This is a genomic window from Arthrobacter sp. SLBN-83, assembly GCF_006715285.1.
In the GTDB taxonomy this organism is placed as follows: domain Bacteria; phylum Actinomycetota; class Actinomycetes; order Actinomycetales; family Micrococcaceae; genus Arthrobacter.
Map to the genome: position 1 here is coordinate 3,914,808 of NZ_VFMX01000001.1, position 19,716 is coordinate 3,934,523.

The window sequence follows — 19,716 nt, forward strand, 5'->3', positions numbered from 1 at the left end:
CCTTGAACTATATGCAGGGGAAAGAGTCGAGGTCAATGCCGCGGCGCTTCTTCACCACCGTTACCGGTGCCACCTAACACCGACCAGGGCAGCCGGTCCAGATGCAGGAGTGCCTGCGGCGTATGCCAGAGGACATTCTGCATCCATCGGCTTCCGAGTCCCCAACTTTCGAGTACCTGAATCTGGTGGCTGTAGGAGTAGGGAATCGAAGGAAAATCCGTCCCGAAGACGACTTTGTGGTACAGCCCAGCAAGGGTGTCTATGTAGCCGGGCGGGATCGGGGCGACCTGTTCCATGTAGGAGGTGCCCACCATGGTGGTGTCGAGGTAGACGTGGGGATGGTTAGCGGCAAGCTCGGCGAACTCGCGGTACTCCGGCAGGCCCGCGTGGGCGATGATGAGCACCAGTTCGGGGTACCTCTTGATGAGTTCGCGGATGGGTTCGGGTCCTGTGTATTCGCCGGGGTGCGGACCGTTACCGCAGTGGATGACGACCGGCGCAGCAGAGTCCTCGATGAGCTTCCAGGCCGGTGCAAGCCGAGAGTCCAAGGGAGAGAATCCTCCCACCTGGATGTGTACCTTGAAGATCCGGGCGCCTTGCTTCAAGCTCTCCGCGACGACGGTATCCACGCCTGGCTCTGGGTAGAACGTCGCGGAGTGGATGGCGTCAGCGTGGCTTGAGGCGAATGCTGCCGAGTAGTCGTTGAGCCACTGCGCCATGTTCTTCGGGATAGGGGCATGTTTTTCATGAAGGACTCCTGAGCTTCGGAAATGGATTGTGCGGGCTGGGCTTGCCCGGTCGGCTGGTGTGTCCACCATGGAAGCAGAGATGAATGCAGCCCAGAAGGGCGGTATTCATTCGGGGAAACCGGGAGTAACCGGCCGCTCACATGGCGTCGCACGGAGCAAAGTCGACACACAACGCCATGCTGGGGAAAGAAGCGAAACCTAAGGCAAAGCAGGGAAAACTCTCGATATCTACCCGCCGGTACGCCGTCGCGCGACGTCTCCGTAAGTCACGCAGCCAGGCCCGGGTTCGCGCTTACTTGCCGAGTTCTCCCGGCCAATCGTCATCAGGACAGTGGGAAGGGACGGCTTGGCGATTATTCGCCCGGTGGCCATCACCAACCGCAGGCCAAAAATTTCTTTAGAAGTCCGCGCCTTGTTACGACGCTTCGCTGGGAAACACGCCCCTTTAGAAAGTCGGGCACTCCGCGAAAAGAAAAGTCTCGGGAGATCCCAACAGGAGCGGCAAATGCCTTCGAGGCCGGGACAGCGGCAGCGCCCGTGTCGCCATGCGGACGCCGACCCACAAGGGGCTGTTCTTCACATAGCGTGGGGGCAGGGGCGCAACTGTGCCCGGGACTGCAAGGCGGAGGACGAACATGGATTACATAAAGCTCGGCAACACGGGCATGGACATCTCGCCCCTGGCACTGGGATGCATGACCTATGGGGATCCCGCGCGGGGTCCCCATCCGTGGACGCTGCCTGAAAGTGAAAGCCGGCCGCTGATCCGACAAGCCGTGGATGCCGGCATCAATTTCTTCGACACCGCGAACGTCTACTCCAACGGCTCCAGTGAGGAAATCGTGGGCAAGGCGCTGGCCGAGTTCACCCGTCGCGAGGAAATTGTGATTGCCACAAAGGTCCACGGCGTGATGCGACCCGGCCCGAACGGAAGGGGACTCTCGCGCAAGGCCATCTTCGCGGAGCTCGACGCCAGCCTGGCCCGGTTGGGGACGGACTATGTGGATCTGTACCAGATTCACCGTTGGGATCCTGCCACTCCCATCGAGGAAACGCTTGAAGCCCTGCACGACGTCGTCAAGTCCGGCAAAGTCCGCTACATCGGGGCCTCCTCGATGGCCGCCTGGCAGTTTAGCAAGGCCCTGTACCTGCAGCAGATCCATGGGTGGGTCCGCTTCGTGACGATGCAGGACCACTACAACCTCGTCTACCGGGAGGAAGAACGCGAAATGTTCCCCCTCTGCGCCGACCAAAAGATCGGGGTTCTTCCCTGGAGTCCGCTGGCCCGCGGCAAACTGACCCGGGACTGGGACGAGAAAACCAACCGGTCGGAGAAGGACGAGTTCGGCAAGACGCTTTACAGCGCAGAAAGCGGTGACCGGGCGGTCGCGGACGCCGTGCGCGTTATCGCCGAACGCCGGGGAGTGTCCCGCGCCCAAGTGGCCTTGGCCTGGGTCCGCTCCAACAGTGTGGTCAGCGCGCCCATCGTCGGTGCGAGCAAGCCACAACATCTCCACGACGCTGTGAGCTCTCTCGAGCTAACGCTCACACCGGAGGAAAAGTCAGAACTCGAAAATCCGTACGTCCCACACGAAATCGCGGGATATTGATCTTCCGGTAAAGGAACCCGCCTCGCGTCGGCACCCCACGAATGCCGAGGCTGGTTCCTTAGAAACCGCGGGTACCACGCGGACACTGCGCGGGTGGCTTCCCGGGGTCGCTGGTAGGGTCTGCCTAATGGATGCAGAATCGACCCCGGCCGGGCTCGTCCAGCGTGTCATCATAGTCCACGGGTACGAGTCGGCGCCGGACGCGAACTGGTTCCCCTGGCTCCAGCGCGAGCTTCAGTCAGCGAACGTGGACGTCTCGGTTGTTCCGCTCCCCGACCCGGATGACCCGGAGACAACAGCATGGGAGAACGCTGTAAGTCGGGCGCTTGGGGTGCCGGATGCGGGAACGGTGATGGTGGCCCACTCTTTAGGTGTGATCACCGCACTGCGGGTCCTGGCAGCCCTCCCGCAGCCGTGGCAGCTGGGCGGACTCGTCCTGGTAGCCGGGTTCATCGAACCGCTCAGCGCCTTGCCGGAACTTAATCGATACCTCGCAACGGGGGTGGAGGTCGAACGCCTGGCGGAGAGCATCCGCAAGCGGGCGGTCATCCGCTCAGAGACAGACCCGTTCGTTCCACCGGAAGCGTCGGACAAGATCGCCAGGCGCCTCCAGGCACGGCTGCTGGTCCACCCCGAAGCCGGACACTTCATGGCAGAAGACGGCGTCACAAGCTTCCCTACAGTGCTTGACCTGGTCCTGTCCCCCTAACGGGGTTCCCCTGTCCATTTCTCAATCCGTTGCCCGGCGAAATTCCCAACCGACCGAGGGTGGCGCTGCCTGCTGGTTCTGCGGGCCATCAGGCCAGGACGGCGGGGCGTAGCTGTCCACCCGCATCAACGTAAGCATGGCCCCGCTCCCGCGAGTGCAACGAGGCAGGAACGTTCGGCTTTCATCCATTGGAATAGGTACTCGTGGCCCGACCGGGGAGCAGAAATGATGTAGCTCACGCTCCGGCAAGGGCCGGCCGACTGGAAAGAAGGAAACCATGTCCCTCAGCGTTGAGGAAATGAACAAGCAACTCCCGGTGGCCAACATGCTGCCCGGCGAGGCAGTCCCGTATTGCATGGCGTCGGGCGAAGGAACACGGTACGAAATCAACGGCCAACTGGTGACCGTCATCGCCCGCGCCGCAGATACTGGCGGCATCTTCAGCGCTGCTTACGTTTCCGGCGGCATGGGGGCTGAATCCCCTTTTGTCAGTCACAGCATCGAGCACAAGACGCTCTACGTCTTCGACGGAATCCTGCACGTCTGGCTGCCTGGTGAGAGCAGGATCCTCACCCCGGGCGATTCGGTGGTCATCCCCCCGAACACCCCGCACGCTTACCGCATGGCCAGCCACTACACCCGCTTCCTGAACTGGATGACCCCCGGCGGCGGCGAAAAGTACTACGAGCGGGTGGGCACGCCCATCGACTCCCACGTCCCGCCCGTACGGCCCGGGCACCAAGCCAGCCGGCAGGAGCAGGCCGAGGTGGGCGCCGAGTTCGGCATCACCTTCCCGGACGTTGAGCGCGTGCCGCCCTCTTTCAAGCACGACGCCGGCCTGCCACCCACCCAGAGCCCTTATTTCCTGAGTGCCGGCGAGGGTGAGCGGATGGTCAGCTACCAGACCATGTTCACATACCTGTCCCGGCCAGCCAACACCGGATCCAACTACTTCGCCGTCCACACCAAAGGCGCGAAATCCCCCTACATTCCGCTGCACTTCCACTCCCAGCACACCGAAAACTTCCTTTGCACGGAGGGCCGGATGTGGCTCTACGCGAACGGCCGGGAGATGCTCCTGACCAAGGGCGACTTCGTGCACGCCCCCGCGGGGACCATTCACTCGTTCGCGCTCGATGCCCACAACACCCAGATGGTGGGGTTCCTGACGCCGTCGGTGTTCAACGGGTTCTTCGAGTACTTCAACGAGCCCACCGAGGACTACATGTACACCGAGGGTGGCGAGCCCTACATGGACATGGAAGGCTTCGGCCGCGCCCAGGCCGAGATGGACCTGACCGTCGTGGGCCCGCCTCCACAGCGCCGCGCAGCCCTGGACATCCCGTAAGGACGTACTCCAAATGCTTGAGGCCCGGACTTCCGAAAGGAAATCCGGGCCTTCTGGTCTTAAAACACCCATCGATTGCTGAGTAGATGCCGTTACGGAGCCCCAAAACGGCGTTTTCTCAGCAATCGACGGTGGGCGGGTCAGGGGGTGGCTTGCCGTACAAGTTCGCGGCCGTAGTCGTTGCCGTTGGGGGTTCGTACCACTGTGTGCATGTGGAACGGGGCAGGTTGATCGTTGCTGAGGAACACGCCGGTGTGATGGTCCAGTTCCAGGATGACCACGGGGCTTTGCAGGCGGAAGTAGAAGGCCTCATCTTCCTGCCAGCCACCAATCCAGCTGAAGAAGGTCTCGTCATAGTGTTCCCGGATTTCCCGGCGGCGCGCCGCGCGGGGACCATCAGGCAGGTAGGCGATGAAATCGTCCACCATGGCCTCCAGCAGGGCGCGCGCCCGGGAGGGCATGTCGCTGACGCGGATTCCTTCGTAGGGAATCACCCTGTTGTCCTGGAAGCAACCGCCCAGGTGCCGTTCATCGCCCGGGTGGAGGCGGCCTTCGGGCATCGCCGGGTCCACCATCGAGGCATACACAACAGCATGTCCCCGCAGCTCAGCCGGGAGGGCCTCCATCAGCTGCCGCGCCAGGGAAATGCGCTCCTTGAACACTTTCACGCCCCGGTGCGGGCCGGCGTCGATCATGTCCGGTTCGGCCCCCATGAACACCGGCGAGATGACCAGTTGCGTGCCTGCCACCAGGCAGTTCAGCGCCGCGTGGTGTCCAAAAAGCTGCCACCCCCACGGTTCCCTCTCCGACGGCTCGCCGTAAAGGGCGAAGTTGTAGCTGAACTCGTTCATGAGCAACGGCAGTTCCACGAGGTCGCCCAGGAAACCGTTGATCCGCATCAGGTTCCGCACCAGTTCGAATCCCTGCGGGCTCAATGAAGCTTCCACCATGCCCAGGACAGCATCGCGGACGGGAAGCTCCAGCTCGTCCAGGCGCAGCCCCGTATCGTGCTGCAGAAACTCGGGGTTGGCCCAGCTCTGCCATTCGGGCGCGTCCACCGCGTACCGGAGCTTCCGTGCCTGCTCGGCACTCACGGCGCCAAGCAGCTTCCGTGCCGCAGCTGTCATCTCCGCCGTCGGCGCTTCCTCGCCCGGCCTCGCCGTAGCCAGCCGGTACAGGCCCTCCCGCCGGACGCCGTCGCTGGTGATCCCGACAAAGGGCTGGGGGTACAGCTTCTGCCAGCCTTCGATCATTGGTCCCGCGAAGGGGTCACTTTTGGCCGCTTCGGCGTACTCCCGGGCTTTTAGGCCCCGGATATCCGCCACGCGCGGGTGGTCCGGGGGGAAAAGGAAGTCACGGAATGACGGCGTCGACACGGGCGCTCCTGGTTGTCTCGGATGAAGCTGCTGTTTCAGGTGATGCGGCTTGTTCGGCTGCTGAAGGGCCAACCAGCGGGGAACGGGCCCACCCTGCGGCAACGGACAAGGCGGCGGCTGCCTTCGCCGCGGAGCTGCCCCGCCAGGCCACGTGCTGGTCCGGGCGGACCAGCACGGCGTTGGCGCCCCATACCTGGGAAAGGTGCGTCCCGTCGTCGGAAGGGCCGACGGCGGCGACGGTCACCGGAATGCCTTGCCGGGCACCTGCCGCCAGGACCGGGGCGAACACCTCGTCCGCCGGCGCCCCGCCCAAGGATCCGGAATCTGCCAGCAGGGTGAATCCGTTGCTCAACAGGCTGTACAGGGAGACCGAGTCCGCCAGCCAGGCGTGCGGCAGCAGGGCTCCCGGGTTGGCGGAAGGAACATAATGGATGGGGTCCTCCTCCGGACGCGGCAGGCCGTCCGGCACCACCACCGGCGAGCCGCCGTAGTCATATCCGAGCACGAGGCCCAGGGAGTCGAATTCGCTCTGCTTTACGGCTAGTGCCTGGTACGCCGCCTGCCGGGCGGCTTCCCCGGTTGGCCCCGCGAACCCCAGGTCCGGATCCGCGAAGTGGTAGGCCAGCGCCTTGCCGTTCTCCGCTGCGTCGCGGATAGTCCGCGCTGCCACGGGCCTGCGTTCGGCCCCGTAGCTGGCAAGGAGTCCAGGACCAGCCCATCCCTTGATGGTGGCGGCCAGCTTCCAGGCGAGGTTGGCCGCATCGCCGATGCAGGTGTTGAAGCCGTGGCCGCCCCAAGGCGGGTTGAGGTGCGCGGCGTCCCCCACCAGGAAGATGTTGCCCCTGCCGTATTCGGGAGCCAGCAGCATGCGGGCGGTCCAGGGATCGGTGGCCACCACGTCGATGTCCACATCGGCACCGACCAATGAGCGGACCATCAAGGCGGCGTCCTCCATGCCCACGGCGACGGAAGGGTCAACACCCTGGACGATGGCCCACCAGGTACCGTCGAGGTCCATCGGCCCCACCATCCCCGAGGTCTGCGAACCCACCACCCAATACTGCACCGCCGGGTCCAGCGCAATTGCCGAAGCCAGTGACTGCGAGCGGAAAAGGATGCTGATATTCGATAGCTCCGCGGAGCCGCCCTCCAGGCGCAACCCCAGGCTGCGGCGCACGGCGGAGGAACCGCCGTCGGCCCCAACGACGTATGTGGCAGCGATGGTGCGCAAGGCGCCTGCGGCATCGGTGACGACGACGGCATAGGGCGCCCCGGCGTCGGGACCTGCGGCCCCCAGAACGTCTGTGACGGACCAGCCGGTCACGAAGGTCACCAGCGGATTTCCCGCGACGGCGGCGCGGAGCACCTCTTCGAGGACGGGCTGCGGAACCTGCTGCCCGCACTCGGGCTGCGGCCCATAGCGGCCCGGGACCAGCTGGAAGGCGTTCCGGAACCGACGCAGCTGGTGCGCTGCGGGACCGGTCAGGCCGGTGCAGAAGATGACGTCCTGCGCGTATTCCACGGGCAGCGGCGAGGCATCCCTGAGCGCGCCGGCCAGGCCCAGTCGGCGCAGGTGCGTCATGGTGCGGGCGTTGGTGGTCTTGGCCCGCGGCCGGGTGGGGTCCACGCTGGTCCGAGGTTCCACGACGGTACTGGCGACGCCGCGCGAGGCGAGGTCCAGCGCCAGGAACAGGCCGCTGGGGCCGCCCCCGGCAATGAGGACCTGCACCTCCCCGGGGATGTCCGCGGCGGAGGCGTTATGAAGGGTGCTCATCAGGCACGGCTCCGGAGGGAAAGATCGCCCACAGGGGTGGTGAGGGTGCCCAGCTTCTCGATCTCCACCTCGACAGTGTCGCCCGGCTGGAGGAGCCATTGGGGGGTGCGGGCATAACCCACGCCTTCCGGTGTCCCGGTGGCGATGACGTCGCCCGGGTGCAGCGTGAAGGTCTGGCTGATGAACGAGATGATGGCCGGGACGGAAAAGATCATGTCCCGGGTGTTGCCGTTCTGGGCTTCAGTGCCGTTCACGAGTGTGCGGACCTGGAGCCCGTCGCGGAGGTCGCCCACCTCGTCGCGGCTGACCAGAGGACCCAGTGGGCCGCTGAAGTCGCCGTTCTTGCCCAGGGTCCACTGCGAGGTGAGCTTTTGGGCCTTCCGGGAGGTGATGTCGTTGAAGGTGGAGTAGCCAAAAACAGCGTCGGCAGCTTCCGTCTCCCCAGCGGACTCGACGCGGCGGCCGATGTAGGCGGCCACTTCGCCCTCCCAGTCCAGGCCGGCTTCGCCTGCAGGAACAGGGACGGGCACGTTGCCAACGGACAGGGAGGCCGTCCAGCGGGCGAACAGGGTGGGGTAGGGCGGCAGTTCCTGGTCCTTGAAGCTCCCCTCGGCGACGTGCGCCTTGTAGTTCAGCCCCACGCAAATGACCCGTGCCGAGGCTGGGACGAGTGGCACCTCGGTGACGCTGCCCCGCCCCAGCCAGGCGCCGTCGTCGGACGCTTCCCTGCCGGCGCCGGACGCGTCCGTCGCGGCGGCAACCAGCGTTGCGGCCTTGTCCTGCCAGCCTTCCGCGTCAGCCCAGAATTCGGTGACGGTGGCGAGCGGAAGGATGCGGGAGCCGGCGAGCGCTGCTGCATAGGGTTCGCCGTTATGGGTGATGCCGATGAACTGCATGGATGGCCTTTCAGGTCTGTTTCCCGGGCGTCTGTAGTCCGGAGAAGTGGTGGGGAATCAGTGCTCTTCCGCCTGGCGGCGGAGGAAATCGATGGTGGCGGCTATGGCCTTTTCGGCGGCATTGCTGCTGCCGTCCTGGCTGGCCCACATGTGGTCAGCGCCGTCCAGCAGGAGGAGTTCGACGGCGTTGCCCGCTCCTGCCAGCGCGTCGGCCAGTCCGGCGGACTGGGCCGCGGGGACGAAGCGGTCGGCCGTTCCGTGGATGAGGAGGAAGGGCGGGGCGCCGGCGTGAACGTAGGTGATGGGGCTGGCGGCCCTGGCCTTGTCCGGCGCGTCCGCCGGCTGTGCGCCGATCAGCAGGGCTTCACGGGAGCCGGGATCATCGGCGCGGGCCACGGCGTCCGGCCGCGCCTGTCCACCCATCCGTTCCAGATCGGTGGGCGGGTACCAGGCTACGACGGCCCCGACCCCGTCATTTCCACCCTCGCCGCCGCTGCCCGGTTCACGGAATTCTTCGACTCCGGCTGTGAGTCCCAGGAGGCAGGCGAGGTGTCCCCCGGCGGAGTCGCCCCAGGCGTAGATCCGGCGCGGGTCCACGCCGTACTCCGCGGCGTGGGAGCGAAGCCAGCGGACCGCTGCGTTCGCATCCAGCAGCTGCGCGGGAAAGGTGGCAACGTCGGTCAGTCGGTAATCCACGGAAGCCACCACAAACCCTGCCAACGCCAACTGCTCAATGGGGCCGAGCCTGAAACCGTCAACGACCGGACCCAGTGAGGACCGCTCCCCCGTCCTCCAGCCGCCGCCGTGAAGGTGGACGACGGCGGGGCGGCCGCGATGGGTTGGTCCACCCACTGCGTCCAGTCCCTCCAACCCGGCGCCGGGAAGATAGAGGTCCAACAGCAGTGGAGAGGCTTCCGCTGGCCTGGCGAACTCGATCCCTCGAAGGATCCGCAGTGCCGTCATCGTTGAATCCATGTATGAGGCGTCATTCCTGTACTGTGGGCCGTGCGGGCCAAAACCAGGCCCGCGTTCATAAACACACTTTGTCCCATGGCCGGGGCGGGACGCGCTGGCGGTTTCACTGAATGAAACTAGATCGGGCAAACCGGGATTGCCGGGCCAAGCTGTTGACGTCCTGGCGCGGCAGCGCGGCAGCCCGCACGCCGTAGTAGAGGCAAACAAGTGCTGCACCACCGAGGATCATGGGTGCTGGCGCCGGATACGTCCCCGCGCACTAACGCCGCGGCACGGCCGTCAACAGTTCCCGGGCAAGGAAATCCAGGGCCGGTTGCCCCTCCGGCAGCCCGGCGGTGTGGTTCAAATGGCCGTGCACCCCACCCTTGGCAAGGAAGTAGGAGACCGGAACCCCGGCCCGTTCCAAGGCCGAAGCAAACTGCTCGGTTGAGCCCCGGGCGTCGTCGTACTCGCAGGCGAGCAGCGCTGTGGGCGGAAGCCCGGCCGGGTCCGCGTAGCCGGGCATGGCGTAGGAAGGTGCCATGCTGACCGGCCCGCCCACGTAGTTTTCGGCAGTCCGGATGCAGTCCTCCGGCGTGAACCGCAGGTGGCGCGGCAGTCCGGCCATGACGTCATCGTCCAGTCCACCGACGGGCGGCGGAAGTTCGGCGTCCAGGAAGGGATAGGCCAGCAGGAGTTTTGCTGGCAGCGTTTTGCCGGCGTCGATCAGGTAGAGCGCGGCGCCCACGGCCAGGTTTCCGCCGGCACCCGCTCCGCCCAGGCAGAGGAGGTCCGGGTCCAGGCCCAGGGAGCCGGCGTTCTTCCGGGCCCAGAACCATCCGGCCAGGGCGTCCTCGTGCGGGACTGGATACGAAACGCCGTCGCGGGCCAGCCGGTAGTCGACGGACAGCACCGGTGTTCCCCGGCTGGCCAGCACCCTTGCGAGGTAGTCCGATTCCGGGCTGTCCACGCTGCCGCTGACGAAGCCGCCGCCGTGCAGCCACACCAGGGCGGGGCTGCCTGCAGTTGCGGATTCACCGTAAATCCGGATGCCCACCGGCCCGTGCCGCCCGTCCGCGGTAACCAAGCGGATACGCACGTCAGGGCCCGGCGCGCGCTCGGCATCCGGGTTGAGGAACTGTGGTCCTTCCGGGCTGGCAAGGTACTCGGCGAAGCCGGCGGCGGACGCCTCACCGGGCGGCAGAGTCCCTGTCCCGTCCGCGGCGGATTCCGTTCGCGAGGTCATGGCGTCCCCAGCTTCCGGGAGAAGTAGTCCACCGCGGTGCCCAGGATGCTGTCCATCTGGTCTTCGGCGCCGAAGAAGCAGTGGTCGCCACCGGCGACGGTCACCACCTCATGCTCAACACCGGCTTCGGCGAGCGCCGCTGCGAGGAGTTCAGTCTGCGAGTGCGGCACCAGGCCATCGCTGTCCCCATGGACCAGCAGGAACGGGGCGGCATCGGCGTGCACGTAACTGACGGGGCTCGCGGCGGCAAGCAGTTCGGGATCGTCGGAACCGCCCACCAGCATGTATTCGGGCTGCAGGGACATTCCCGGCGGTACCGCGGCCGTCAGTGCAGGCGGGAACAGGCCGTCCGGCCGCTGCATCGGCGGGATGTCCGCGAGCGAGGAGACGCCGTAGAAGTCGACGACGGCGCTGACGCCACTGGGGTGCCCCTGCGCACCGAGTGCGCCCTCCAGATCCCCGCGGTTGCCGGTGAGTCCGAGCAGCGCCACCAGGTGGCCGCCGGCGGATTCGCCCCAGGCCCCGAACCTGTCCGGATCGAGGTTGAGCTCAGCGGCGAACTCGCGGAGGTAGCGCACGGCGGCCTTGAGGTCGTGCAGCTGCGCCGGGAAGGGGGCCTCGAGCGAGTGCCGGTAGTCCGCCGTAGCGCAGGCAATGCCCGCCTGGTTGAGGAGCCGGAACACGGAGTTGGGGGCGAAGGTGGGCGGCAGTTCCCGCCGGTCCCCCAGCTGGAACGCGCCACCGTGCACCCAAAGCACCAGCGGCGTGGGGCCGGATGCCTTGCGGGGCAGCCAGATGTCCATCTTCAGCGGCCGGAAACCGATGGCCCGGGCGTACGTGAGCTCGCGGTGCACCAGCGAGTCATCACCGGCCTGTTCCGGTGTTCCGGGCGCGTCGAAGACGGGGAAGGGCGGGACAGCCCGGCCGCCCGGTCGGGAAACATCATGGAACGGGTCGAGGACCCCGGTAGCGTCATCCACTGTCATAGTGTGCTCCTCATCAGCTCAGGTTGTGCATAGTCCCCGCCGGGTCCGGCAGGGAAAGTGTGGTGTCCGGGTCCGACGACGGCTCCCGGCCGGCCGGGCAGCAGCACCTCCGCGGTGGTACCGGCAGGGATCGTGGCAGTGAGCGTCAGCCCGCCGTCGTCCGCGTTTCCCGGCGATACCATCCATTGCACCTCGATCAGGCCGCGCGGCCCCTGGTGGGAAGTGGACGCGGAGGTGAGACCGGCGCCGGGGCGGGGCTCAATGATGATCCGCTCCCAACCCGAGCTGGCCGGTGCCTGGCGAAGCCCGGCTGTGTAGCGGTGCAGGAAGGACACCACGGCGCCCTTGCTGTAGTGGTTGAGCGACTGGTGCGGGATGCCGTCCGCGTCGACGCCGTTCCAGAGTTCCCACACGGTGGTGGCGCCGCGGTCAACCATGGTGAGCCAGGAGGGCTCCGTGTCCTGCATCAGGAGTTCGTAGGCCAGGTCAAGCCGGCCGTTATCCGCCAGGACGGGGAGCAGGTACGGCGTGGCCAGGAACCCCGTCCCCAAGTGCATTCCGGCGGCGCGGATCAGTTCCGCCAGCTGGGCGGTGACTGCGGCGCGCCGCTCCGGGCTGACCAGGTCGAAGGCCAGCGCACGGACGCAGTTGGCCTGGCGCGCTTCGGTGACGTGTCCGGCGGTGTCGAGGTATTCCATTTCCCAGGCCGCCCGGATGTTGGCCGAGAGATCCGCCAGCCTCGCGGCCTCGCTGGGGAGTCCAAGGACCGTGGCGATGCGGGCCATCAGGTGCGTGGTGTGCCGGTAGTAGGCGGTGGCCACGATGCCGTGGTCCGCGGTGCGGGCGGCGAAGAGATCGGGTTCGGGCCCGTCCGGTTCCATCCACTCGCCGAAGTGGAAACCGGTGTCCCACAGGTACTTTTCGTGCGGGGCGGGTTGGGGGCGCGCCGCCTCGCGGCTGGCATGCCGCCGGGCTTCGGCGGAAGTGCGCACAAAATTCAGCCACCGGTTCATGGCCTCCCAGTTCTCGGCCAGGATCCCGGCATCCCCTGATGCGAGGTAGACCTCCCACGGCACCATGACGATGGCGTCGCCCCAGCCCGCGGAACCGTTGGTGAATCCCATGAACTCAGCCGACGTGACGGCACGTCCGGGCGACGGTGAGATGTTCACGATCACGCCGTTGTCCCACTGGTCCGCGCGGACGTCCCGCAGCCATTTCCGGGAGAAGCCGGTGACGTCGTACAGATACGCGGCGGTGGGGACGAACAGCTGCCAGTCCCCGGTCCACCCCGCTTTTTCGCGCTGTGGGCAGTCGGTGGGGACCTCGCAGGAGTTGTCCAGGAAGCTCCATTCCACGATGTCGTGGAGCTTGTTCAGCCGCCGGTCGCTGCAGCTGAACGAGCCGATGCGCTCCAGGTCGGTCCGCACCAGGCAGCCGGTGATGTCGCCCGGCTGCAGATCCGGCCCAAGCCCCTGGACGGATACGAACTGGAACCCGTGCGTGGTGTGCCGGGGCTCGAAGAGTTCCCCGGCAGTGCCCGCGGCGATGACGGTGTCCAGCTGCCCGGCGTCCCGGAACGCGCCGGGGGTGCGGAAGTCATGCGGGCGCAGATGGTCCCGGGTGACGTCGCCGTCCTTTCCCAGCGCCTCGCCGTAATCGAGAGTGACAGTTTCACCGGGGGCCCCAAGCCTGGTCAGACGGACCCAGCCGTGGATGTTCTGGCCGAAGTCCACCACCTGGTGGCCGTTGGGGAGGCGGGTGATCGACACGGGAGCCAGCTCCTGCGTCACACGCGTGGGAGGGGACAGCGGCCCGGTCAGTGCGTCGAAGCTGTAGGGACGTACGACGGCGGGACGCACCCGGGGTGCCGTGCCTCCGGACGGTGTGCTCCCGCCGTCGTGCATCCGGAAGTCGACGTCCTGGCCGGCCATGAGGTCGGCACTGGTGATCTCCGTGGTGGACGCCAGCCAGGAACTGTCGGTGCCGATGACCTGCCTGCCAGCCCCGGACTCCACCTCAAGCTGCGCCAGGAAAGCCGTGCGCGTGCCGTATATGTCGGCGTCGCGCGTGTAGCCGAAGGTGCCGCGGTACCAGCCGTCGGTGAGGACGGCGCGGATGGTGTTGCTGCCCTGGACGAGGAGCGTGGTGACGTCGTAAGTCTGGACCTGGAGCGTGGTGTGGTAGCTGGTGGAACCGGGGGTGAGCTGCTGGTCGCCCACGCGGCGGCCATTGATGAAGAGCTCGTAAATCCCGCGGGCCGTGGCGTAGGCGCGCGCCTTTTCCGGAGCTGCGTGGAGCGTGAAGGTTTTGGTGAGAGCGTAGCCGGGCCGCTGTCCGGGGGCTGGGACCTCCGGCTCATCGGGGCCGATCCATTGCGCGGTCCAGTCCGTGGCGTGCAGCAGGCCCAGTTCCACGGACATGGGTTGGGACCAGTCGGTTGACGTTTCGCTGCCGTCTTCGTTGACGTTCCACGTGCGGACGCGCCACTCGAACCGGCTGCGGGAATCCAGCGTGGGACCGTCGTACCGGGCAGAGGAGGCGGCTGATGCAACCTTGCCGGTGTCCCAGCCGTTGCTGGCCGTGATGCGGTAAGCGGTTTGGCCCAGGGTTCCGGCGGGCGGGGTCCAGCTAAGCCGTGGCTCGCAGAAGGTCAGGCCCATTGCCTCAGGGAGGTGCTCAGCCCGAAGGCGGGTGGGGGTGCTCATGCTGACAGGACTCCTGCAGGGTGCGGTTGCTGGAGTCCCAGCTTCGCGCGCCATGGCTTTCCCTCCACCGGTAGCTTTCAATGGTTGGAATAGTATTGTGGTTCAGCTCACTGTGAGCCCTCCACTACCACCGGCGCTAGGAACCACTGCCATGACTGCCACACCGGACACGGATACCCCATCTGACGCGCCGATTCGGGGAAAACGGCCCAAACAGGGCGAACCGGTCATCGACCGCGCGCTGAGCCTGCTGGCCGTCTTCTCGGACCGGCGGCGTGCGCTGACCCTCTCGGAACTGGCCCGGCATGCGGGCATGCCCGCGCCCACGGCCCTGCGCCTGATCGCGCGGCTCGTGGCCTGGGGTGCATTGGAAAGGCTCGACGACGGCAGGTACGTTGTGGGGGTCCGCCTGTGGGAGGTTGCATCCCTGTCGCCCCGCGGACATGGGGTGCGCGAGATTGCCCTCCCCTACCTCGAGGACCTGTTCGAGGTCACCCGGCACCACGTCCTGCTGGCCGTGCGGGACAACGAGGAGGCGGTGTTGATCGAGCGGCTGTCCGCCAAGGACGCCACCGAGGTGGCGTACCGCGTGGGCGGCCGGGCGCCGCTGCGATCCACGGCCATCGGTTTGGTGCTGCTCGCCGGGGCGGACCAGCAGTTCCAGGAGACCATCCTGAAGCGGCCGCCGGAAAACGAGCCCGGCGTCTCCGAGATGCCGGAGGGGCAGCTGCGGCGGACGCTCTCCGACGTGCGGCGCACCGGCATCGCCATGATCCGGCGCAGCCTGCCGTCCCGGACGGTCTCTGTGGCCTCCCCAATTTTCGATGCGCAGGGGGCCGTGGTGGCGTCACTATCCATCGTCGTCCCGGACGGGTCCACTCCCCCGAATGTGCTGGCACCGGCAGTACGGGCCGCCGCCCGGGCCGTGTCCCGGAACCTGGGCTTCCAGCCGCAGGCCAGCGCCGGGATCCGGACGCACTTCCAGGGGTAGGCGCCGCCTGGTCAGTTCGCCGATCGCGCGTCGAAGGCCGCCGCTGATTCGCGCAGGAGCCGCGCAACGGTGTCCACGGGGGTGCTGGAACGCCGGCGCCCGTCGAACCGCCGGAGGACGATCCGCCGTGTCCCCAGCCCCGGAACGTCCAGGATGTCCACCCCTTCATGCGCCACTCCAGCCAGGGCCAGGGTGGGCAGGATGGCAACCCCTTCGCCGGCAGCGACCAGGGCGAGCGCCGTCAGGGTCTCCTGGTACTGGTGCGCCGTCTCCATGCTGGCGCCCGTCGAATGGCGCAGCCGCCCCAGCACAGCGGAATTGGCGGCTGCAGAATCCACCCCGAGCCAGGGAAGCGGCAGCCGGCCGAGGTCCACACTCTCAGTGCTAAGCAGTGCTCCGGTGGGCACCGCCAACCTCCACGGTTCATCCAGCAGTGGTTCCTCGGTCATTCCTGCCCCGAGTGAATGCTGGACGGCGGCGGTGGAGTCATGCTCCACCACCACGGCGTCGAGCTGGCGCTGCCGGAGCAGCCGCATCAGCGCGGGAAAATCATCCTCCACGATGAGGATCTGGAGCTGCGGATACTGGCTCCGCCACTCGGGCAGCCGGGGAATTACCACGGTGCGGATAAAGCTGGTGAAGCCGCCCAGCCGCACCACGCCTGAGATGTTGGCCCCGCTCTCCATCCGGGTCCGGGCGACGCTGAGGGCGCGTTCAATTTCTTCGCCGGCTTCTGCCATGGCAAGGCCTGCGGGAGTCAGCACTGAGCCCTTTGGAGTGCGGACCATCAGCGCATGCCCGGTTTCCCGCTCCAGCTTGGTGATTTGCTGGGACACCGCGGAGGGCGTCAGGCGCAGTTCATCGGCGGCCGCTAGCACGCCGCCCGTCCGGGCAACAGCAAGTAGAACGAGCAGACGGCGCGGGTCCAGATCCATGTTAAGTAGTTCTAAACCAGGGCTGCAGAAGAATGCAATTGAACTACATCTCCTTCGGCCCCCAGAATTGCGGTTAGGTAACGACTTGGGAAGGGGCATGATGGAACTGGTTTGGGAAATTGCCGGCTGGGCAGGCGCAGCGATGATTCTGAGCGCCTTCATGTCGGTGTCCATGGGATGGCTGAAGGCAGGGAGGGCTTTCCAGACCGCGAACCTGGTGGGCGCCTGCGCTTTCATCCTGAACGGGGCCTTTCACGAGGCATGGCCGTCAGTTGCCTCGAACGTCGCCTGGTTTCTCATTTCCGCCGTTGCACTTCTCCGGATGCGTGGCGTGGTTGGCGGCTCAGCTTCTGAGGCGCCGGCCATGCAGCTTCCCGGGGTTCCGGACACCACTGGCCAGCTTGCGGTCGTCGAACCGCCGCGGGCCGCCTGACCCAGTCAGTACTGTTTGCATAAGTGGCGGGCGAAGTGAGTCGAGTTGCCGACAATTGGGGGCGACTGATCCCTCTATTTAGCGTGCGATTGGGAGGCGGACCGTCTTGTATCCCTAGGATTTGAGACGCGTGGGTTAGGAGAGACCGGTAGATTCACTGTCCCGTATGAGGATCCTGTTCCGTGCACTGTTTATCTTCTTGTTGAGAGGAAGGAGTTTGACCGTTCGGGCTTTCCGACTGGGCAATTCCCAGGACCCTCTGTGGTTGAATCAACCGTGATCCTGATACTGAAACCCACGAATGGTGCTGGCTGAAATGTTGCGGCCACCGCTTGACGAGTTTCTTACCGGAGAGCTGGACGACTCCGTTTGCGCTCAGCTCCTCACCGCAATCGAACAGTTGCAGACTGGGCGGCGATACTTCACCTATAACGCCTTCAACGTGCTGCTCGACGCAGAACTAGACACAGCGACGGTTGAAGATGAGTTTGACGTTGACCGCCAGACCACGGTCGCTCTTAACGAGTTCCGGACGCTGCTGCGATTTCTCAAGGGTTCATGAGCTGCTTGGCCCTCTAAAGATCCTTCTTCGGGAGCGGGGAGCGTAGGCTTCATGCATGTTCAAAGGCATCGGTCCGGACGGCAAGGTTCTTGGGGTGACCGTTCTAGACGTCAACGAGCTTCCGGCCGAGGAGTCGGTCCTTGTCCTTTTGGACTACATGGAGATGGGTGAGGGGCCTGCCCGCAATCTCGCAAAGATCAGTGAAGTAGGCGCCACGGTCTGGATCGCAGAACTTCCTGAGACAGGTTCTCGCGAATGCTACCTTTCCATGGATCCATCTGCTGACGGCACTGTTCTTGCGAATACCTGGAACGGGTACCGGGTGACGTTAGATGGCGTCACTGGCAAAGTGCTAGGCAGCGAATTCACTAAGTAAGGTCGGGCATTTACAACTCAAGCCCTTGAGGACAGCCGAGAGCCTGCCTGCTACTTTCAGTTCGGTCGGTAAAGGATCCTCTACCGGACGGCTAACGAGGTGCGCAGACTGCCAAGTCACAATACTTGGCTCCAGGGACCCTAAGGGCCGCCTTAGCCTCGTCGCTGAAGGTGCTTGACTTCCCCTACGGTTACATAATGATCGCCGATTTCACGAGAGACGAAGCTCGGTCCATGCCGGGGCACCCTACTCCAGCTGAAGTGACTGCCCTGCGCGTGTGGCACTGCAAATACAAGTCGCTGGGAAGCCTTGCAACTTTTACCAATCTTAGAACGCTTGTCATTGCAACTTATCCAGACGCTGACCTGACTCCTTTGAACGGTCTCAGTCAGCTCGAGTATCTGAGCGTCATGCACATGCCAAAAGTCTCCGATCTAGACCCTCTCGGTCAGCTGCACAAACTGAAAACGATCAGGCTCAGCACACTCCCCAGTTGGGACTCATCTGGGAAGAAGACGATCGTGCATTCCCTGGCCCCTCTAACTGGGTTGCCGCACCTCGCTCACCTCGAGCTCTTTGGTGTGCTTCCCGAGGACGGCAAACTAAACGCCCTGGAGAACTGTCAGTCTCTGGAATCAATTCGTGTGAGCAAATACAAGAAAAGTGAAATCGAGCGCTTCTACCGATCAACTGGACTGCCCAACTCCTTTGCGCCCCTGCCGGGCGTGGATGCTTGGAGCTGACAGACAGCCATAGGGCTCGTACGTCCCCTCATAAGCATGGGAGTCAATGCGCGGTGAAGGATCCTGTTCCGCTCTCCCTTTTGCTTGCTGCCTCGCCAGTGCAGGTTCTTCCCAGAGTCTTGCTCTAGACGCTTGAACTGCCCGGAGGTGACGAGCGGAAGAACTGCTTATTTGATGTCGATGGCGTGCGCTTATCCCGTTCACGCAGAGGCAAGGCCACGAACGTTATAGGAACATGTTCGCCACTCACGCGATCAAAAGCCTCCACAACATCTGACCCCAACCTGATCAAGTTGGGGCGGTGCACTCGTTGGCCAAACTGTCGCTGTCCTGACTCATAGGTATAGGTCACAAGACTCTCGGAAAACGATGACAGCATTCGGTTGTCCGCGATGGGACCCATCGCCACGGCCGTCAGTACCTCATCAAGACTCACTAGTACGACTTCGCCAGGAACCCCAAGGTGCCTTCTCCTAGCCACCGCCCATAGGGAACTGATGGCTCGCACAGTCAATTCGATGAGAAACAGATTAGCTTCGAGGTTGGTGAATGACGTCGTAAGCCACCAGCTATGTGGCCCTGATCGGAATTTAGAATTGTCAGGGGTTTTTTCAAGGTAAGGTGATACCACCTCCGCCGGCCACACGCTTTCCCTCATACACGATGTCTGCTTGATCACCGGGCAGACCGACCAGCCCATGTTTGGCTGCGTTGTAGAGCGTAGCGTCCCTGGTAACCGTGTGTGCCACGAGCCGGAGCAACTCTTGCAATCCGTCGATCGAACGCTCCCACTGCTCCTCCGTCATTTCCACGTGGGCGTCCTCCCGGGTGCTCCCTCCGAGAAAAACAGAGCCGACGTTTGATCGAGGCATACGACTCGTATCTGAGGCGTGTTTATCTGCTTCCTCTTTGAAAATTCTCGGGGTGGTGAGACTGGCAACTTCCAGCCACGGACATGGCGGTGAGTCTTTATGAGCCATCCACAGCCGTAGCAGCGCTTCCCCGGCATGGTGAAGCAGAACAGTACTCTCCATGAGCGCGTAACGTTGTCTGACGTCCTGAGCTAGGCGCTGGGTCCCTCCTGCCTGCAGAGTTCCGATGAGCAGGTCTTGCTGCAAGATAGCCTCTGCCTCGTCTGCATCGGACAGCGTGAAGATGATCGACTGCAGTCGGGCTCTTATGTACTCGTGAGGTCCGCCGGAAGAATAGAAAGTCGCATTTAACTCGGAGTACTGCTCTGTCGCTAGCGATGGCTGCGCATTCCGCTTGCCCGTTCCTCGACCCGCTGCCATGCCACTCCTAATAGTCGCGCTTCCCTGA

At 64.9% G+C, this 19,716-nt stretch carries 18 protein-coding genes; 8 read left to right on the forward strand and 10 right to left on the reverse strand.

The annotated features are described in order from the left end of the window. Window positions 1-32 precede the first annotated feature (32 nt). Window positions 33-719, reverse strand: coding sequence for an amidohydrolase family protein (locus FBY30_RS18340; protein WP_235009495.1), 687 nt, complete (start codon window positions 717-719; stop codon window positions 33-35). A 665-nt stretch (window positions 720-1,384) separates the two neighbouring features. On the opposite strand from FBY30_RS18340, the gene FBY30_RS18345 reads away from it, so the two are divergent. The 3 genes from FBY30_RS18345 to FBY30_RS18355 all read left to right on the forward strand — a co-directional run bounded on the left by FBY30_RS18345 (window position 1,385) and on the right by FBY30_RS18355 (window position 4,416). Continuing rightward, window positions 1,385-2,359, forward strand: a complete 975-nt coding sequence (locus FBY30_RS18345; RefSeq protein ID WP_142134028.1) for an aldo/keto reductase — start codon at window positions 1,385-1,387, stop codon at window positions 2,357-2,359. Between the two features lie 127 nt (window positions 2,360-2,486). After that, complete coding sequence (locus FBY30_RS18350) at window positions 2,487-3,068, forward strand: RBBP9/YdeN family alpha/beta hydrolase (protein WP_142134030.1); 582 nt, start codon at window positions 2,487-2,489, stop codon at window positions 3,066-3,068. Window positions 3,069-3,345: 277 nt separating this feature from the next. Beyond that, window positions 3,346-4,416: a quercetin 2,3-dioxygenase gene (locus FBY30_RS18355; RefSeq protein ID WP_142134032.1), complete on the forward strand. Its 1,071-nt coding sequence runs from the start codon at window positions 3,346-3,348 to the stop codon at window positions 4,414-4,416. 140 nt (window positions 4,417-4,556) lie between these two features. Here the strand turns inward: FBY30_RS18355 and FBY30_RS18360 are convergent, their stop codons facing one another. The 7 genes from FBY30_RS18360 to FBY30_RS18390 form a co-directional block, all read right to left on the reverse strand. After that, window positions 4,557-5,792: a DUF3500 domain-containing protein gene (locus FBY30_RS18360; protein WP_142134034.1), complete on the reverse strand. Its 1,236-nt coding sequence runs from the start codon at window positions 5,790-5,792 to the stop codon at window positions 4,557-4,559. Continuing rightward, entirely contained in the window at window positions 5,770-7,566 is a 1,797-nt protein-coding gene (locus FBY30_RS18365; protein WP_142134036.1) for an FAD-dependent monooxygenase, read from the reverse strand. The genes FBY30_RS18360 and FBY30_RS18365 overlap by 23 nt, the downstream gene beginning before the upstream one ends. After that, the gene (locus tag FBY30_RS18370) at window positions 7,566-8,462 is read right to left on the reverse strand and encodes a fumarylacetoacetate hydrolase family protein (RefSeq protein ID WP_142134038.1); all 897 of its coding nucleotides are present in this window, start codon (window positions 8,460-8,462) and stop codon (window positions 7,566-7,568) included. Before FBY30_RS18370 ends, FBY30_RS18365 begins: the two co-directional genes overlap by 1 nt. Before the next feature lie 57 nt (window positions 8,463-8,519). Beyond that, window positions 8,520-9,425, reverse strand: a complete 906-nt coding sequence (locus FBY30_RS18375; protein ID WP_142134040.1) for an alpha/beta hydrolase — start codon at window positions 9,423-9,425, stop codon at window positions 8,520-8,522. Window positions 9,426-9,696: 271 nt separating this feature from the next. Next, a complete protein-coding gene (locus tag FBY30_RS18380) occupies window positions 9,697-10,662 on the reverse strand; it encodes an alpha/beta hydrolase (RefSeq protein ID WP_142134041.1) in 966 nt (321 codons plus the stop codon). After that, window positions 10,659-11,648 carry an alpha/beta hydrolase gene (locus FBY30_RS18385; protein WP_142134043.1) on the reverse strand — a complete coding sequence of 330 codons (990 nt, stop codon included), beginning with the start codon at window positions 11,646-11,648 and terminating at the stop codon, window positions 10,659-10,661. The genes FBY30_RS18380 and FBY30_RS18385 overlap by 4 nt, the downstream gene beginning before the upstream one ends. After that, complete coding sequence (locus FBY30_RS18390) at window positions 11,645-14,356, reverse strand: alpha-L-rhamnosidase (RefSeq protein WP_142134045.1); 2,712 nt, start codon at window positions 14,354-14,356, stop codon at window positions 11,645-11,647. Before FBY30_RS18390 ends, FBY30_RS18385 begins: the two co-directional genes overlap by 4 nt. 151 nt (window positions 14,357-14,507) lie before the next feature. Between FBY30_RS18390 and FBY30_RS18395 the strand changes: the two genes are divergently transcribed. Next, entirely contained in the window at window positions 14,508-15,347 is an 840-nt protein-coding gene (locus FBY30_RS18395; RefSeq protein WP_142134047.1) for an IclR family transcriptional regulator, read from the forward strand. Window positions 15,348-15,358: 11 nt separating this feature from the next. Here FBY30_RS18395 and FBY30_RS18400 read toward each other — a convergent pair whose 3' ends face one another. Beyond that, a complete protein-coding gene (locus FBY30_RS18400; protein WP_142134049.1) occupies window positions 15,359-16,282 on the reverse strand; it encodes a LysR family transcriptional regulator in 924 nt (307 codons plus the stop codon). A gap of 97 nt (window positions 16,283-16,379) precedes the next feature. On the opposite strand from FBY30_RS18400, the gene FBY30_RS18405 reads away from it, so the two are divergent. From FBY30_RS18405 to FBY30_RS18420, 4 genes are all read left to right on the forward strand, one after another. Beyond that, on the forward strand, window positions 16,380-16,715 hold the full coding sequence (locus tag FBY30_RS18405) for a CBU_0592 family membrane protein (protein ID WP_235009496.1): 336 nt from the start codon (window positions 16,380-16,382) through the stop codon (window positions 16,713-16,715). Window positions 16,716-17,016: 301 nt separating this feature from the next. Further along, entirely contained in the window at window positions 17,017-17,277 is a 261-nt protein-coding gene (locus FBY30_RS18410) for a hypothetical protein (protein ID WP_142134051.1), read from the forward strand. Window positions 17,278-17,332: 55 nt separating this feature from the next. Next, the gene (locus FBY30_RS18415; protein ID WP_142134053.1) at window positions 17,333-17,653 is read left to right on the forward strand and encodes a hypothetical protein; all 321 of its coding nucleotides are present in this window, start codon (window positions 17,333-17,335) and stop codon (window positions 17,651-17,653) included. A gap of 197 nt (window positions 17,654-17,850) precedes the next feature. Next, entirely contained in the window at window positions 17,851-18,396 is a 546-nt protein-coding gene (locus FBY30_RS18420) for a hypothetical protein (RefSeq protein ID WP_200830718.1), read from the forward strand. Between the two features lie 611 nt (window positions 18,397-19,007). On the opposite strand, the gene FBY30_RS18425 is transcribed toward FBY30_RS18420, so the two are convergent. Next, window positions 19,008-19,688 (reverse strand): hypothetical protein, encoded by a 681-nt coding sequence (locus FBY30_RS18425; protein WP_142134055.1) that lies wholly within the window; start codon window positions 19,686-19,688, stop codon window positions 19,008-19,010. Window positions 19,689-19,716: the final 28 nt, after the last annotated feature.

Excerpts from the sequence above, each read along its gene's own strand:
- FBY30_RS18340 (WP_235009495.1), bottom strand. The coding sequence starts at position 719 with ATGGCGCAGTGGCTCAACGACTACTCGGCAGCATTCGCCTCAAGCCAC.
- FBY30_RS18345 (WP_142134028.1), top strand. The coding sequence starts at position 1,385 with ATGGATTACATAAAGCTCGGCAACACGGGCATGGACATCTCGCCCCTG.
- FBY30_RS18350 (WP_142134030.1), top strand. The coding sequence starts at position 2,487 with ATGGATGCAGAATCGACCCCGGCCGGGCTCGTCCAGCGTGTCATCATA.
- FBY30_RS18355 (WP_142134032.1), top strand. The coding sequence starts at position 3,346 with ATGTCCCTCAGCGTTGAGGAAATGAACAAGCAACTCCCGGTGGCCAAC.
- FBY30_RS18365 (WP_142134036.1), bottom strand. The coding sequence starts at position 7,566 with ATGAGCACCCTTCATAACGCCTCCGCCGCGGACATCCCCGGGGAGGTG.
- FBY30_RS18370 (WP_142134038.1), bottom strand. The coding sequence starts at position 8,462 with ATGCAGTTCATCGGCATCACCCATAACGGCGAACCCTATGCAGCAGCG.
- FBY30_RS18375 (WP_142134040.1), bottom strand. The coding sequence starts at position 9,425 with ATGACGGCACTGCGGATCCTTCGAGGGATCGAGTTCGCCAGGCCAGCG.
- FBY30_RS18380 (WP_142134041.1), bottom strand. The coding sequence starts at position 10,662 with ATGACCTCGCGAACGGAATCCGCCGCGGACGGGACAGGGACTCTGCCG.
- FBY30_RS18385 (WP_142134043.1), bottom strand. The coding sequence starts at position 11,648 with ATGACAGTGGATGACGCTACCGGGGTCCTCGACCCGTTCCATGATGTT.
- FBY30_RS18390 (WP_142134045.1), bottom strand. The coding sequence starts at position 14,356 with ATGAGCACCCCCACCCGCCTTCGGGCTGAGCACCTCCCTGAGGCAATG.
- FBY30_RS18395 (WP_142134047.1), top strand. The coding sequence starts at position 14,508 with ATGACTGCCACACCGGACACGGATACCCCATCTGACGCGCCGATTCGG.
- FBY30_RS18400 (WP_142134049.1), bottom strand. The coding sequence starts at position 16,282 with ATGGATCTGGACCCGCGCCGTCTGCTCGTTCTACTTGCTGTTGCCCGG.
- FBY30_RS18405 (WP_235009496.1), top strand. The coding sequence starts at position 16,380 with ATGATGGAACTGGTTTGGGAAATTGCCGGCTGGGCAGGCGCAGCGATG.
- FBY30_RS18410 (WP_142134051.1), top strand. The coding sequence starts at position 17,017 with ATGGTGCTGGCTGAAATGTTGCGGCCACCGCTTGACGAGTTTCTTACC.
- FBY30_RS18415 (WP_142134053.1), top strand. The coding sequence starts at position 17,333 with ATGTTCAAAGGCATCGGTCCGGACGGCAAGGTTCTTGGGGTGACCGTT.
- FBY30_RS18420 (WP_200830718.1), top strand. The coding sequence starts at position 17,851 with ATGATCGCCGATTTCACGAGAGACGAAGCTCGGTCCATGCCGGGGCAC.
- FBY30_RS18425 (WP_142134055.1), bottom strand. The coding sequence starts at position 19,688 with ATGGCAGCGGGTCGAGGAACGGGCAAGCGGAATGCGCAGCCATCGCTA.